The 14,182-nt window shown below is 46.2% G+C and carries 14 protein-coding genes; 11 read left to right on the forward strand and 3 right to left on the reverse strand.

Annotation, left to right across the window (positions count from 1 at the left end):
* Window positions 1–368: 368 nt before the first annotated feature.
* The 5 genes from ACLI09_RS09995 (at window position 369) to ACLI09_RS10015 (ending at window position 5,670) form a co-directional block, all read left to right on the forward strand.
* Window positions 369–1,049 carry a DUF4919 domain-containing protein gene (locus ACLI09_RS09995; RefSeq protein WP_411419474.1) on the forward strand — a complete coding sequence of 227 codons (681 nt, stop codon included), beginning with the start codon at window positions 369–371 and terminating at the stop codon, window positions 1,047–1,049.
* A 149-nt stretch (window positions 1,050–1,198) separates the two neighbouring features.
* Window positions 1,199–2,176: a sugar phosphate isomerase/epimerase family protein gene (locus ACLI09_RS10000; RefSeq protein ID WP_411419475.1), complete on the forward strand. Its 978-nt coding sequence runs from the start codon at window positions 1,199–1,201 to the stop codon at window positions 2,174–2,176.
* A 62-nt stretch (window positions 2,177–2,238) separates the two neighbouring features.
* The gene (locus ACLI09_RS10005; protein ID WP_411419476.1) at window positions 2,239–3,465 is read left to right on the forward strand and encodes a nucleoside permease; all 1,227 of its coding nucleotides are present in this window, start codon (window positions 2,239–2,241) and stop codon (window positions 3,463–3,465) included.
* Window positions 3,466–3,470: 5 nt separating this feature from the next.
* Window positions 3,471–4,616, forward strand: coding sequence for a Gfo/Idh/MocA family protein (locus tag ACLI09_RS10010; RefSeq protein WP_411419477.1), 1,146 nt, complete (start codon window positions 3,471–3,473; stop codon window positions 4,614–4,616).
* A 1-nt stretch (window position 4,617) separates the two neighbouring features.
* Window positions 4,618–5,670, forward strand: coding sequence for a sugar phosphate isomerase/epimerase family protein (locus ACLI09_RS10015; protein ID WP_411419478.1), 1,053 nt, complete (start codon window positions 4,618–4,620; stop codon window positions 5,668–5,670).
* A gap of 367 nt (window positions 5,671–6,037) precedes the next feature.
* On the opposite strand, the gene ACLI09_RS10020 is transcribed toward ACLI09_RS10015, so the two are convergent.
* Entirely contained in the window at window positions 6,038–6,928 is an 891-nt protein-coding gene (locus tag ACLI09_RS10020) for a DUF1080 domain-containing protein (RefSeq protein ID WP_411419479.1), read from the reverse strand.
* A 179-nt stretch (window positions 6,929–7,107) separates the two neighbouring features.
* On the opposite strand from ACLI09_RS10020, the gene ACLI09_RS10025 reads away from it, so the two are divergent.
* The 3 genes from ACLI09_RS10025 to ACLI09_RS10035 are packed head-to-tail and all read left to right on the forward strand — an operon-like array spanning window position 7,108 to window position 9,817.
* Window positions 7,108–8,124: a DHH family phosphoesterase gene (locus tag ACLI09_RS10025; protein ID WP_411419480.1), complete on the forward strand. Its 1,017-nt coding sequence runs from the start codon at window positions 7,108–7,110 to the stop codon at window positions 8,122–8,124.
* Window positions 8,121–8,684, forward strand: coding sequence for a gliding motility-associated peptidyl-prolyl isomerase GldI (gene gldI, locus ACLI09_RS10030; RefSeq protein WP_411419481.1), 564 nt, complete (start codon window positions 8,121–8,123; stop codon window positions 8,682–8,684). The genes ACLI09_RS10025 and gldI overlap by 4 nt, the downstream gene beginning before the upstream one ends.
* A gap of 17 nt (window positions 8,685–8,701) precedes the next feature.
* Complete coding sequence (locus ACLI09_RS10035; protein WP_411419482.1) at window positions 8,702–9,817, forward strand: peptidylprolyl isomerase; 1,116 nt, start codon at window positions 8,702–8,704, stop codon at window positions 9,815–9,817.
* A gap of 70 nt (window positions 9,818–9,887) precedes the next feature.
* On the opposite strand, the gene ACLI09_RS10040 is transcribed toward ACLI09_RS10035, so the two are convergent.
* Entirely contained in the window at window positions 9,888–10,325 is a 438-nt protein-coding gene (locus tag ACLI09_RS10040) for a hypothetical protein (RefSeq protein ID WP_411419483.1), read from the reverse strand.
* A gap of 221 nt (window positions 10,326–10,546) precedes the next feature.
* On the opposite strand from ACLI09_RS10040, the gene ACLI09_RS10045 reads away from it, so the two are divergent.
* A complete protein-coding gene (locus tag ACLI09_RS10045) occupies window positions 10,547–11,422 on the forward strand; it encodes an EamA family transporter (protein WP_411419484.1) in 876 nt (291 codons plus the stop codon).
* A gap of 150 nt (window positions 11,423–11,572) precedes the next feature.
* A complete protein-coding gene (locus tag ACLI09_RS10050; RefSeq protein ID WP_411419485.1) occupies window positions 11,573–12,313 on the forward strand; it encodes a DUF4197 domain-containing protein in 741 nt (246 codons plus the stop codon).
* Between the two features lie 81 nt (window positions 12,314–12,394).
* Here ACLI09_RS10050 and ACLI09_RS10055 read toward each other — a convergent pair whose 3' ends face one another.
* Complete coding sequence (locus ACLI09_RS10055; protein WP_411419486.1) at window positions 12,395–13,288, reverse strand: phosphatase PAP2 family protein; 894 nt, start codon at window positions 13,286–13,288, stop codon at window positions 12,395–12,397.
* Between the two features lie 168 nt (window positions 13,289–13,456).
* Here ACLI09_RS10055 and ACLI09_RS10060 point away from each other — a divergent pair, with 168 nt between their 5' ends.
* The gene (locus ACLI09_RS10060; protein ID WP_411419487.1) at window positions 13,457–14,179 is read left to right on the forward strand and encodes a DUF4197 domain-containing protein; all 723 of its coding nucleotides are present in this window, start codon (window positions 13,457–13,459) and stop codon (window positions 14,177–14,179) included.
* Window positions 14,180–14,182: the final 3 nt, after the last annotated feature.

A 14,182-nucleotide genomic window follows, 5' to 3' on the forward strand; every position in this document is an offset into this window, starting at 1 on the left:
TTGTAGATAAAAATTTACAAAATACATATTTTTTATATTCCACTTATCTTACACCATTTATTCAACAGTCGTTATCATGTGTTAAATGTTTATACATTGAAATTCAGTGTTTTGTGTTTTGTATTCCACAATGGCGCTATTTTGTGTCCAGGATAATTTTACTGAACGAATGGCTTCAGTACTTTGTGGTGGGAAATGTTTTAATTTTGTGGCTTGTTTGATAGACCGTTGCAAGCACTCTTCTTAACTTTTAAGGGCAATCCCCCCTTTGTTAAATAAATCCCATATTAGTATTAACGCTAAGCCAATTAGAAAATACTTAAGAAAGAGCCTCCGTAATTTTAGTGTATAGAAAAAACGGAGGACTTATGAAGAAGATATTTACCCTACTGATTATCCTGTTAGTTACAGGATTCAGTGCCACCGCCCAGGAGGCCTACCGCCCTGATTATAACAAAATAGCTAAAGATATTGCCGATAAAAATTCAGGGTATTACTACCCGGAACTCCGCGAGCGCTACATAAAGGCCGATACCAGCCTTACGCTGGAGCAACGCCGCCACCTGTATTACGGTTATGCTTTTAACAAAAGCAACGGCAACATTGATGCAAGCACAGCGGCACTGTCCAAATTAAATGAGGTGCTAATAAAACCCAACCCTACTGACGAAGACTATAAAATGGTGCTGGATTACACAGCCACCGTATTAGAATATATGCCCTTTAGCATAACAATAAAACAGTATCGCGAGTTTTGCTTCGGGAAACTGGGCAGGTATGACGAAGCACAAACAGAAAGAGCACAAACCGAAATGATTATAGATGCCATTTTAAGCAGCGGCGACGGTAAGACAATCAAAAATTGTATACACGTGGTTGATGCTGAAAACGAGTTTGAAGTAGTAACAATTATTGGCTACAGGCCACAAAGCCAGGAGTATACTACAAACGGGGAGGTAGACTATATCGAACTGTCACAAAATCTTTACGGTACCGCCGGATTATTTTTCGAGGTGGCCCAGGTGCCCAAAGAAGTTACAGGATTATAATTTTGCGTTTGCATTACCCAAAGCCTGCCCTTACCGGCGGGCTTTTTTATTGTCTATAAGTAAGCGCCTTACATAAAACTGCGAATTGGTATTACGATATCGATTTAATTTTTATCTTTAGCACCTGCTATTATAAAAAACCCATTTCTATGCACAGAAGGTCATTCCTTAAAAACACAGGTACATTCAGCCTGGCCGTGGGCCTTGCGCCTTATCTTTCCCATCTCGATTTTTTTAATGACACAGAAGATGCAAAAGCGCCTTTTTTTAAACTGTCGTTAGCCCAGTGGTCGCTGCACAAGGCCATACTGGAATCAAAAACCTTAGACCCCTTCGATTTCCCTAAAAAAGCACGGCAACTCGGCTTTGATGCCGTAGAATATGTAAGCCAGCTGTATACCATAGATAATGCTAACGCTACCGCCGGCATTAACAACCTTGTAAAGGTGCTCAACGCCCGCAGCAGCGACAACGGCATTAAAAATGTGCTGATAATGATAGATAACGAGGGCGAACTTGCCGCGCTGAAAAAATCCGCACGCGACGAAGCCATTGCCAAACATTCCCGTTGGGTAGATGCCGCATCAGGACTGGGGTGCCACGCCATACGGGTAAATTTATTTGGCACCGGCGCCGAAAATGATTTTGCCATCTGGAAAGAAACCTCGGCAGATGGATTAGGCAGGCTTGCGCACTATGCCGCGAAAAGCAATATCAACGTTATAGTAGAAAACCATGGCGGGCTGTCGTCTGACGGCGGTAAGCTAACCGAAGTAATAAAAGCCATAAACCTTAAAAACTGCGGTACGTTACCTGATTTTGGCAATTTTTGTGTAAAAAGGGAAGGCGGCGAACGCTGGGGCACACCGTGTTTAGAAGAATATGATAAATACAAAGGTGTACGGGAGCTGATGCCCTTTGCCCACGGCGTGAGTGCCAAGACGTTTGATTTTGATGCCGCCGGCAATGAAACCACCATAGATTATGTAAAGATGCTTAAAATAGTTAAGGATGCCGGCTATAAGGGCAGGATAGGCATAGAGTATGAAGGGAACCGCCTTAGCGAAGAAGACGGCATTAAGGCCACTAAAGCCCTGCTGTTAAAAGCTGCCGCACAATTAAAGTAACAAAAAACAAACTACAATATAACCTCATTTGCCTTTGCAGTGGGGTTTTTTAATACTCAGCTATGGATATAAAAATACGCTTTCAGCTTTCTTTAATGATGTTTTTGCAGTTTTTTGTGTGGGGCGGCTGGTTTGTAACCCTGGGCACTTTTTTAGCCAATAACCTTAATGCCACAGGGGCACAGAGTGCCATGGTATTCGCAACACAGTCGTGGGGGGCTATTATAGCGCCGTTTGTTATTGGCCTGGTGGCCGACCGGTTTTTTAACGCCGAAAAGATATTGGGTGTGCTGCATGTTGCGGGTGCTTTATTAATGTACCAGCTCAGTAAGGCCACTACTTTTGATGCATTTTATCCCTACGTACTGGGCTACATGATAGCCTATATGCCAACACTGGCACTGGTTAACTCCGTGTCGTTTAACCAGATGAAAGACCCTGCCAAAGAATTTTCGCCCATACGGGTTTGGGGCACCATAGGGTGGATTGTGGCCGGGCTTGCCATCAGCTACTTCTTTCATTGGGATGCACCACAGGCCATACAGCAGGGTTTTCTGCAAAATACCTTTTTAATGACGGCAATAGCATCATTAACCCTTGGCATAATCAGCTTTACGCTGCCGGCAACGCCGCCCAAAGCGGTATCAGGGGAGAAACCATCGCTAACCGAGATTTTGGGCCTTGATGCCCTGAAGCTGCTGGGCAGCCGCAACTTTTTAATTTTCTTTATATCATCGGTATTAATATGCATCCCGCTGGCTTTTTACTACCAGAATGCCAACCCGTTTTTTGCCGAAATAGGCATGGCAAACCCTACCGGTAAAATGACTATAGGGCAGGCATCAGAGGTGGGCTTTATGCTGCTGCTCCCCCTGTTCTTCAGGCGTTTTGGCATTAAAATCACGCTTATGGCAGGCATGCTGGCCTGGGCGCTGCGCTATATATTATTTGCCTATGGCAATGCGGGCGAACTGTCTTTTATGCTGTTAACGGGCATTGCGCTACACGGCGTGTGCTACGATTTCTTTTTTGTATCGGGGCAAATCTATACCAACTCTAAGGCGGGCGACAAGCACAAGAGCGCGGCACAGGGGCTTATAACGCTGGCTACCTATGGCGTAGGCATGCTCATAGGGTTTTGGGTTGCGGGGCTTATTACCGATACCTACAACAACGGCGGCACACACCAGTGGCAGTCCATCTGGTTATTCCCGGCGGGTTTTGCGCTCGTGGTAATGGTGCTGTTTGCGTTCTTCTTCAAAAACGAAAAAATAGAATATAAAGCATAACCTATATGAGGAAGTTAAGAATGGGAATGGTAGGCGGCGGTACAGGCTCTTTTATAGGCGATGTACACCGCAAGGCTGCCGCCATAGACGGCCTTATCGAGCTGGTATGCGGCGCGTTCAGCAGTTCGGCGGAGCGGTCTGTGCAAAGCGGCAGGGCGTTATTTTTACCCGAAAACCGCTGTTACGGCAGTTTTGAAGAAATGATCAGGGCTGAAAAGGAACTGCCCGTAGGCGAGCGTATGGATTTTATTGCCATTACCACGCCAAACCACATGCATTTTGCCCCTGCTAAAATGGCGCTGCAAAACGGTTTCCATGTGGTGTGCGACAAGCCCATGACGCTTACCATAGCCGAAGCCGGGGAGCTTATAAGCATCGTTGAAGAAACAGGGCTGCTTTTTGCCCTTACCCATAACTATACCGCCCACCCCATGGTACGCCAGGCGAAGGCTATGGTAGCACACGGCGATTTGGGTAAAATCCGCAAAATACAGGTGCAGTACCTGCAGGGGTGGCTGGCCACGTCTGTAGAAAGCACCGATAATAAACAGGCTGCCTGGCGCACCGACCCTTCAAAGTCGGGTATAGGTGGGGCGCTGGGCGATATTGGCACCCATGCCGAAAACCTGACCGAATTTATTACCGGGCTTAAAATTAGCGAACTTGCTGCCGACCTGGGCCGTTTTGGCGAAGGCCGCGTACTCGATGACGACGGCAATATTTTACTGCGTATGGATAACGGCGCTAAAGGCACGATGTCATTCTCCCAAATTGCCGCAGGCGAAGAAAACAACCTTGCCATACGCGTGTATGGCGAAAAGGGCAGCCTGGAATGGCAGCAGGAAAACCCTAACCAACTAATAACACGCTGGCTTGACCAGCCTAAAAAGATATTTACCCCTAACGGTAACGGCCTCTACCCCGAGGCTGCTACCCTTTCACGCATACCGGCCGGGCACCCTGAAGGCTACCTTGAGGCGTTTGCCACGGTATACCGCAGTTTTGCACAGCACCTTACTGCGGTTTTAGAGGGTACAACCCTTCAAAATACAGGCTACCCCAGCGTTTATGACGGCCTCAGGGGCTTACAGTTTATTAGCGCGGCGGTGCATAGCGACAGCAATAACGCCGCATGGACAAAATTACCATAACATGAAAACACTTAAAGGGCCGGGTATTTTCCTGGCACAATTTATAGGCGGTAACGCGCCATATAATTCGTTAGACGGCTTGTGCCAGTGGGCGGCAGGCCTGGGTTATAAGGGCATACAGCTGCCCACGTCAGACGCATGGCTAATCGACCTCAACATTGCGGCAGAGAGCCAGGACTACTGTGATGAGCTGAAGGGCAGGATAAACGGTTACGGCTTAGAGATAACCGAATTGTCTACCCATTTGCAGGGGCAGCTCGTGGCGGTTAACCCGGCATATGATGTTATGTTTGATAATTTTGCCCCACAGGCGGTAAAAAACAACCCTAAAGCACGTACCGAATGGGCCATAGCCACCGTTAAAAAAGCAGGTACGGCATCGCGCAGGCTGGGCCTTACGGCACATGCAAGTTTTTCGGGGGCACTGCTCTGGCATACCCTGTACCCGTGGCCGCAACGCCCGCCGGGGCTGGTGGAAGCGGGCTTTGACGAACTGGCCAGACGCTGGCTGCCCATACTGAACCACTTTGACGAGAACGGAGTAGATATATGTTATGAAATACATCCGGGCGAAGATTTGCACGACGGTATTTCGTTTGAGCGGTTCCTGGCCGCGACGGGCAACCACAAGCGGGTGAACATGCTGTATGACCCGAGCCACTTTTTATTGCAGCAGCTGGACTACCTTGACTATATCGACCATTACCATGAGTTTATTAAAGCCTTTCACGTTAAGGATGCTGAGTTTAACCCTACGGGCAGGCAGGGCGTATACGGGGGCTATGCGGACTGGGTTGACCGGGCGGGCCGCTTTCGGTCGCCGGGCGACGGGCAAATTGACTTTAAAGGCATTTTTTCTAAGCTTACGCAATATGGCTGCGATGTATGGGCCGTTATGGAATGGGAGTGCTGTATAAAAAGCCCGGAACAGGGCGCGCGCGAAGGTGCCCCGTTTATTACAAGCCACATTATAGAAGCCACGCAAAAAACATTTGACGACTTTGCCGGCGGCGCTGCCGATACAGCAAAAATCAATAAGATACTGGGATTATAAATAAGTCGAAAGTGTAAAAGTTCATAAAGTCAAAAGAAAAGCAGTAGTTTAAACTAATCGTTGCATCGTTTTGTTTTATTTTATTTTAAAACACTATATACGATAAATTCTGAACGCTGCTTACGTGTAGCGTTTAAATTCCTGAAATATACAGCCGACTTCGACAGGCTCAGCCTGACTGTATATTTCAAGAATTTTTACACAAAATAGAATACTACTGGCTTCGAAAGGCTCTCCCTGACTGTATATTTAAGAAATCTTAGGGGAAAATTAAAGGGTATAATAGTCACACTGAGCTTGTCGAAGTGCGGCTATTATACCCTTTAATTTGATATTTCTAATTTTAACTCCTAATAGATAAATGCTATTACTTAAAGTATGCCGCATATTCCGCAGGCAGGGTAGCCAGCTCTTTAATCATTACCCCCTTATAAAATGTTTCGGCGGCTTCGCTTTGCAGCTGTATTTTACCTTTTGTGAGCGGAAACGATTTTCCGTTTTCTACATAGCGCGAATTTTGCAGTACCATAACCACGTGGCCGTTTACTATGTGCAGGCTCTTGCCCTGAAAGCAGATAAGCTCTACCTGTGTCCATTCGCCCATGGGGCTTTCATGGTCTTCGCCGCGCAGGCAAAAACCGTCTATACCCGTACCGGCGGCAATGGGCAGCAACGGCTGTTTTGCATTGGCAACAGGGTTCATAATGCCTTCGGGTATATAAGCACGCACATCTATCGCGGCATTGGCTATGCTCCAGTAGTCGCCCATGTGGCCTTCCATCAGCTGAAACTCCTGCGACAGCATCCAGGCACGCCAGTAATCTTTGCCACACTCCCCTACCGAATGGTATAAAATACCTGAATCCATAAGTTTATCGGTGCGCGGGTCCCATTTCTTTTTACCCCATTTTACCTGGGCTTTAAAATGGTAATTTTCATATTCTGCCTTGGTAAACACACAGCCGTAAATTTCGCCGCTAACGCGCAAAACGGGTTCGCCCTTTTCTTCAATAACGGTAAATACGTTTGCGGTGTTCTTGTTGTAGCCCACCGGTTGCACCGGCTTGCCATTTTCATCAACGGGAATTTCGCCCTTATACCCCGGCTTGTGGCTGTAGCTAAGGTACATTTCCCATTTTGTAAGGTTTTTATCTAACAGGTTTTTCCATTCGGGCTTGTGGGTAAACCCTGCTGCTGCGGCAATGGCAGTTAGCCCCAGTACTGCTGCTTTAACAGCTGTTTTTGTAATAATGTACATAGTTTGTTTAATTTGGTTACAGGGTAAAAATAAGCAAAATAGGTTAGTTACAGCATATTATTTTTTTGGCGAAATTAATAGTGTGACCTTACGAAAATGTGTAAAGTACTCCTGCTTTTTATTTTTGTCCATCATTGGCATAAAATTGGCTATATAAGAAAAAAACGTAAATTCGCAGCATGATTACAAGCGAAGAGATAAGCACGGTGCAGCAACTGCTGGATACACCTAAAAATATAGTTATAATTCCGCACCGAAACCCCGACGGCGATGCCATGGGATCTACACTGGGCCTGTACCATTTTTTACTTAAAAAAGGGCATACCGCTACGGTAATGGTGCCTAATGAATTTCCTGAGTTCCTGGCGTGGATGCCATCAATAGAAAAAGTAACCGTTTTTGAAAGGGAGCCTGAGCAGTGCATGAAAATTTTACACGAGGCCGCGCTGGTCTTTACGCTCGATTTTAATACCCTGGGCCGCACGGGCGACATGATGGCGCCGGAGCTGAAAAAGCTTACTGCCCCGTTTATAATGATAGACCACCACCAGAAGCCAGACGATTATGCCGTGGTTACCTTTAGCGATACAAGCTACGGCTCTACCTGCGAAATGGTATACCACTTTATACAGCAACTGGGCGAAGGCAGCCTGATAGATACCACCATTGCCACCTGCCTGTATACCGGTATCGTTACCGATAGCGGTTCGTTCCGTTTCCACACCACCACAGGTACCACACACCGCATAGTAGCAGAATTTATAGACCTGGGCGTAGATAACAGCGCCGTGCACAGCCTGTTGTTTGACAACCACTCTCTAAGCCGCATACAAATACTGTCGCGCGCGCTGCATAATATGAAGGTACTGCCAGAGTACCACACCTCATACAGCAGCCTTAGCCAGTTTGAGCTCAACAGCTTTGGCCACAACAAGGGCGATACCGAGGGCATTGTTAACTATGGCCTTAGCATGAAAGGCATAGTGTTTACCGCCTTTTTTACCGAAAACCGCGATGAGGGCATTATAAAAATATCGTTCCGCTCTAAGGGCAATTTTGATGTAAACAAATTTGCGCGCGAGCATTTTGACGGCGGCGGGCATATAAATGCCGCCGGTGGCAGAAGCACTGACTCATTGCATGCTACGATACAAAAATTTATTGCTACATTAGCAACCATAAAAATTGAAGCATGATGAAAAAGAGTATAGCAGCCATAGTAGTGCTTACCGCCTTTGCCGTTACCGCGTGCAGCCAGCAGCAGGCGCGGCAGCCCATATCAAGCAGTTCCGGCACGTTTATGAAGGAAAGCGTGGCACGCAATAAAGCGCTTGTAGCAAACGAAGAGCACCTTATAGATTCCGTAATGAAAAGTAACCCGGATATTAAGTATATTGCCTCCGATAAAGGGTACTGGTACTATTACCAGAAAGAGAACACCACCGATACCCTGCGCCCAAAACGCGGCGATGTGGCCTATTTTGACTATGAGGTTAAAGACCTTAAAGGCAATATTATATACAGCGAAACGGAGCTAAGGCCGCAGGTATACCTTGTGGACAAGCAAAACATAATGATGGGCCTGCGCGACGGCATTAAGTTAATGAACGCGGGAGAAAAAGTAACCTTTTTGTTTCCATCGCACATGGGCTACGGCTACCATGGCGATAACGACCGTATAGGCATTAACGAGCCGCTGGTATGCACCGTTACCCTGAATGAAATTAAACCCGAAACCCAAATAAAAGAGAATTAATAAATTAAATGAAACCAATGACGAGTCTTTTTTTAAGCCTGATCGCTTTATTTTATTCGTGCAACAATACCCCTGCGGCTGCCCCCGCGCCGGTACCGGTAGAACAACTGGGTGATGGGCTGTATGCCGAAATGGTTACCAGTAAAGGGACTATTGTTTTGCAGCTGGAATACCAGAAAACCCCCGTTACCGTAGCTAACTTTGTAACACTTGCCCAGGGCAAAAACAACCTTGTAAGCCCTGAATATAAAGGCAAAAAGTTTTATGATGGCCTTAGCTTCCACAGGGTTATCGCTAATTTTATGATACAGGGCGGCGACCCTAAGGGCGATGGCTCCGGAGGGCCGGGCTACAAATTTGAAGATGAATTTAATGAAACCCTTAAGCACGACGGCCCCGGTATACTGAGCATGGCAAATGCCGGCCCTACTACTAATGGCAGCCAGTTTTTTATAACACACAATGCTACCCCCCACCTTGATAATAAACACAGCGTTTTTGGCCACGTGGTACAGGGTATGGATGTAGTAAACAGCATAGTACAGGGCGACAAGATAGTAAGCGTAAAAATTACCCCAGTGGGCAAGGATGCCAAAAAGTTTAAGGCAGACAAAGTATGGGAGCAATATGCCGTAGAAATAAAAAACAGGGAAGCGGCTATTGCTAAGGCAAAAGAAGATAAGTTAACGTCGTTTGCATCTGATAAAGCAAGCGGTATTAAAACACAGTCGGGCCTTGTGTATAAGATAACGAAAAAAGGAGGCTATACCAAGCCTGCTGACGGTACCCAGGTACTGGTAGACTATTCCGGCTTCCTTACCGATGGTTTTCTGTTTGATTCAAGCAGCGCAGCCGTTGCTAAGCAGTATGGTAATTATATCCCGCAAAAAGACGCTGCGGGCGCTTATACACCTATCCCTTTTAAGACAGGCACAAAAAGCGGCATGATACCGGGCTTCCTTGAAGGGCTTGAAAAAATGGTGCCGGGCGACGAGGCCGTTATCTTTATACCATCGCACCTGGGCTATGGTGAGCGCGGCGCGCCACAGGGTAAAATACCGCCCAATGCCGACCTGGTATTTGAGCTTAAAATGCTGCCTGCACCAGCAGCGGATGCAGCCCCTAAACAATAGTCACAGACTACACGATATAAAAAATGCCACTCAAATAGGGTGGCATTTTTTATATTACTAAAATTGATAATCAGCTTTTAAACTTCCAGTCAAATTCATCTTTGCTGTTTATAATGGCGCCCAGCTCTACGCGTATTATTTCATCAAATTCTGCCTGTAGTATAAGCCAGTTAGCTTCATTAAAATAATTTACCACGCTGTCAAAGGTTTCTTCCTCAAAATATTTAAGATTGTTATTTTGGGCCACTGCTGCAATTTCTGCCCATTTTTTCCCTATAAGGGTGGTGGAAAACAACTCCAGCGCGGGGTGGGAGGCTATAATATACCCCAGCCTGAAATCTTCATCGGCATAAAAGGTAAGCCGCAGCTTTTTATCGTTATATAAAAAAATACTGTTTTTTTCGTCGTCTTTGTATTTCCTGTCCGGTTCGCCATACAGGGCGGTTACGTCTTTTTCTTTCATGCCAAAGAGCAGGACGTCTATACCGGATTTAAGATTTATTTTCATGGTGCGTGTTACGGGTTATTATCAGCAAAGGTAATTTTTTCGCCGCGGATTTTCACAAATTTACAAAATTAGGGAAGCCCATATATTCGCAAAATTTGCTTAGCCTCCTGCTGTCTTTTTTACAGCGGGTGGTTTAAAATATCCCTGCCAGTTTCTTTTGGGCCAACCCTTTGATAAGCCAAAAACCAATACCTTTGCGCGCATAAATCGCTAATAAAAAAATGCGCGCTAAATACTACCTCGCGGCAATAGCCGCCTTTACCATCTGGGGCATGTTCAGCTTTGTGCTGCGCCCATTGCACCACTACCCCGCCCCTGACATCCTTTTTTACCGCATTTTTACCTGCGTATTTTTAATGGCAGCCGGCAACCTGCTCTTTCGCCACAAGGCACTGCGCAAAACGGGCGGCTACTTTTTATCGCTGCCTAAAAAAGAGCGGTATAACCTGCTGTTACTGCTCGTAGCCAGTTCAATATTGCTGGCGGCCAACTGGTTCTTCTTTATTTATGTCATGAACTTTATCAGCGTAAAGGCGGCCTCGTTTTCGTACCTGGTGTGCCCGCTGCTTACCACGGTATTTGCTTTTTTTATCCTTCATGAACGGCTTACCCGGCTGCAATGGTTTTCTATACTATTAAGTGCCGTAAGCTGCATTATGCTGGGCTACAACCACAGCAGCGAGTTGTTTTACAGCCTGTTAGTAGCAGGCAGCTATGCATTGTACCTGGTTATCCAGAAAAAATTTACCGAAGTTGATAAATTTACGCTGCTGTCGCTACAGCTTCTTATTACAGCCGTCTTCCTACTGCCATTTTACCCTGCTTTTAGTGGCCCGCTACCACAGGAAACTGTGTTTTATACCTACATCGCCATCATTGCCATTGGGTTTACCATCATCCCCATGCTGCTTAACCTGTTTGCCATAAAAGGGATATCGTCGGGCACGCAGGGCATACTCATGTACATTAACCCAATCATTGGCTTTTTATTAGCGGCCTTTTATTATGGGGAAGAAATAGCCCCAATCCAGATTATAGCTTACTCGCTAATCGCTGTGGCAATTGTTATTTTTAATGTGGGGAAGAAAAAGTTATAAGCTGAAAGTCCGAAGTCAGATGCGGGGTTGCGATATAGCAGCGGAATTTGATGGCCAAATTTCGGTAAAAACAGCTACAAAAGCGGTAGACTAAAAAATAGCGGAATGGTTTTTGGGTTATATTTTACAGAACCATTTTTTTTAACGTTTATGAAAAAACTACTATTCCCCGCCCTAATGTGCTTCGCTATAGGCACTTTTACTGCAAACGCCCAGCTTAAAGGCCTGGTTAACAAAGCTAAAGATAAGGTAAACAGCGCTACAGGCACATCAGGGCTAAGCACTAATGAAATAGGCTCCGCACTTAAAGAAGCCTTGAATAAAGGTGTAACCGAGCAGGTCACCAAGCTTACCGCTCAGGACGGATTTTATAAAAACGAGGCCGTAAAGATACTGCTGCCTGCCGAGTTGCAAAAAGTGGACAAAAAACTACGCCAGATAGGTATGGGCAGCCTTGCCGATGAAGGTATTAAAGTGCTTAACCGCGCCGCCGAAGATGCCGTGGGCGAAGCCACCCCTATTTTTGTAAATGCCATTACGGCGATGACCTTTACCGATGCCAAAAACATACTCATGGGAGCTGATAATTCGGCTACACTGTACCTCGAAAAAACAACGGCTACCCCGCTATACGGCAAGTTTAGTCCCGTGGTAAAAACGTCATTAGATAAAGTGGGTGCTGATGCCGTATGGGCAAAGATACTTACCAAATACAACAGCCTGCCCCTGGTTACCAAAGTAAACCCGGACCTTACCGATTATGTTACCAATAAGGCGCTTGAGGGTGTATATAAAATGATAACCGTAGAAGAAAAAAAGATACGTACCAGCACGGCTTCCCGCACCACAGACCTGCTTAAAAAGGTATTTGCGGCACAGGATAAAAAGTAAGAGAACGTTATTTAGGTGCTGAGGCACTGAGGTTCTAAGATAGTAAGCCGCAATTCGGGCTATTGTTTTGCGGCGTTTCTTTTAAAATACCCCTACCACACCCATTTGGTTATAGCCGGCCCTTAAATTCCACGAGATTTTCTTAGCACGTGGATCTTTTATTTTTGCCGTATCATATTTTTCGCCCCGCATCAGGTAACGCTCTACCGCCTCTACCGTAACAATGCTTACCCCTATACCAAGGCCCACATCGCTCAGCCAGTGGGCATTATCCCATAGGCGCGATACCGGCGTAATAAGCCCTGCCGAAAGGATGCCCGCCTTTGCCCAGGGATTGCTAAACTGCTTAGATATGGCATAAATGGCCGTGGCAGATAAAATAGAATGCCCCGACGGGAACGAGTGGTACCCCGCACCTTTGCCAAATGGCTTAAAATGCAAATGCCCATAACCTGTAGACGGCCGTGCCCTGCCCGCCGCCGATTTAGAAATAGTTTGTATAAACCCTCCCGCAGTGGCAGAAGCAATGATGAGCACCCCTGTATGCCGCAGCTTTTCGCTTTTGGTAACTAGGCCCGTAAAATACAGGGCGGCGCTAAATGTATAGTTATACTGCGGCTTACCCATATAAAAACCCAACTCTTTCAGCGCTGTAGGCATGCCTTCGCCCTGGCGTACAAAGTACGTAGACGCGTCCTGGTCGGCCAGCAGCAACAACCCTGTACCGCCCGCAAAAGCAGCTATGGCGGGAAGGTTTTCTTTTTTCCACCTAAAGGGGGAAGCATAGGTATATACTACGCCGCCAAACATATTTTTAAGGTCATACGTAAGCCTGCGCGAAAAAGTACTGTCGGTCCGCGTTACCGATACAACACTGTCGTGGTTTATCAGCAGGCTGTCCGACTGCCCATAAGACATCAGTATGCTGAAAAACAGGCAGGGTAACAAAAAACAGTTTGGTATAAATTTAGCCATGGAAATAAAATAAGTGCGCCGCTAAAATGCACGGGCATTCCTGCAAAATTAATTTAAAACAGCGAGGCCTGTTGCGGTAATTCGTAAAAAATTTAGCACAATATTAGCGTTGCGGGCCATTGATAATTTTAAAAAATTGCGTTGCTTTACCATATAAAACCTACACGTATGAAAAAAATCCTTATAGTACCGCTTTTGGCCGTGTGCCTTACGTTTTCCGGCTGTGCCGAATTACAGCAGGCTGTTGCCGGTTTGCCGCAGGCAGGCGGTATATTAACTAATGCCGATATTGCCGCCGGGCTTAAGGAAGCGCTGGATAAAGGCATAGATAAAGAGGTAACCAAGCTTACCGCTACAGACGGCTTTTATAAAAACCAGATGGTAAAAATCCTGTTGCCCGCCGAACTGCAAAAGGTTGATAAAGGATTGCGCAGCATAGGCCTGGGCAGCCTTGCCGATGAGGGCCTTAAGGTAATGAACCGCGCCGCTGAAGATGCCGTTAAAGAAGCTACGCCCATATTTGTAACCGCCGTAAAGCAAATGACCTTTACCGACGCTAAAAATATACTACTGGGCAATGATACCGCAGCTACCACCTACCTGCAAAACACCACTACCACCCAGCTGTATGCCAGGTTTAACCCGGTTATAAAATCGTCGTTTACTAAGGTAGGGGCAGATAAGGTGTGGGCAAACATTATTACTAAATATAACAGCATTCCGCTGGTTACAAAAGTGAACCCCGACCTTACCGACTATGTTACAAACAAAGCCCTGGAGGGCGTTTTTAAGATGATAGCCGTAGAAGAAAAAGACATTCGCAATAATATTGCAGAGCGTACTACCACGTTACTGCAACGCGTTTTTGCATTGCAGGACAATAAAGGATAATTA

It is taken from the genome of Flavobacterium sp. RHBU_24 (assembly GCF_046613695.1).
In the GTDB taxonomy this organism is placed as follows: Bacteria; Bacteroidota; Bacteroidia; order Flavobacteriales; family Flavobacteriaceae; genus Flavobacterium.